The following is a 1,028-nucleotide window of genomic DNA, read 5'->3' on the forward strand; positions in this document are numbered from 1 at the left end:
GATCTGCGGCATGGCGGTCGCCGTCGTCGCCGAGGACGCCCCGCGCCTCATGCGCGACGGCGACCGCCATGCCGCAGATCGCCAGAGACGCGATCAACGCTGCTGCGATGGGCCGGAACATGGTGGCGATTTCTTGGGCCTCCGCCCTGAACCCGCGATGAATAAGCGGCGCGCCGCGTCGCCCGGACAGGTAAGCGACCGCCGCCGGCTGACCAGTGCGGATCAGCCCGCCGGCGGGATGCGGGCGCGCTCGACCCGGTCGAGCCGCTCGCGCAGATCGATGATCACGTCGCGCGCGCCATAGATCGATCCGAGCGCCTGCTTCAGATCGTCGATCTGGCGCTGAACGCTCTGCAGCGCCGCATCCTGCGACCGCCACCGCTCCTGATGCTCGCCGCGCGGCACGACCGCGGCCTGCGCCTCTCTGGCCTGGATCTCCAAAGCTTTGAGCATGGTCTCGACGCGGAGGAAGCGGGCGTCCATGTCCTGCCGGTTGACCAGCCGGTTGTTCTCATAGGTCGCCTTGAAATCGCCGAAGCTGGCCATCGGCGTCGCCTCGGCGGCGTCGCGCTCCAGCCGGCGGATGGCGTCGTCGACCGGCGTCTTGGCGAGCTGGCCGCCGGCGATCACGATCGCGAGCACGACCCCCATGGCTGAGACGATCGTCGCCCACGGGGTGCGGGAGCGCTCGTCGAGCTTCGCCGCGAGCCCCGACAGCTGCGCCGAAACGTCGCCGATCCGCCCCGTGAACAGCTGGTTGAGGTCCTGCACCCCACGCTCGAGGCCGTAGACCCGCTGCTCCAGCGCCGCGAGCTTGGCGTCGCCGCGGACATAGGGCGCCGCGCCCCGCGGCTGTACGGTCGCGCTCATGGTCGGCCGAGCGGCCGCGTGGTGGTCTCGCGGCCGTACCAGGCGTAAGCGGCGCCGAGGAGCGAGACGAGGCTCGACACGGCGGTCACGGCGTCGTCCTCCCTCCTCGAGCGCGGCGAGGATCGTCTCCAGCACGCCTTCGATGTTGCGGTCGACGT

General features: G+C 70.9%; 1 protein-coding gene. It reads right to left on the reverse strand.

Annotation, left to right across the window (positions count from 1 at the left end; genetic code table 11):
• Window positions 1-222 precede the first annotated feature (222 nt).
• Window positions 223-870 carry a hypothetical protein gene (locus ACIKT0_RS18930; protein ID WP_407106842.1) on the reverse strand — a complete coding sequence of 216 codons (648 nt, stop codon included), beginning with the start codon at window positions 868-870 and terminating at the stop codon, window positions 223-225.
• Window positions 871-1,028 lie beyond the last annotated feature (158 nt).

This window comes from Hansschlegelia beijingensis (genome assembly GCF_045505405.1).
GTDB lineage: Bacteria > Pseudomonadota > Alphaproteobacteria > Rhizobiales > Methylopilaceae > Methylopila > Methylopila beijingensis_A.

What these genes read in the sequence shown, in the direction of transcription:
- ACIKT0_RS18930 (WP_407106842.1), bottom strand. Translation starts at nt 870, where the DNA reads ATGAGCGCGACCGTACAGCCGCGGGGCGCGGCGCCCTATGTCCGCGGC.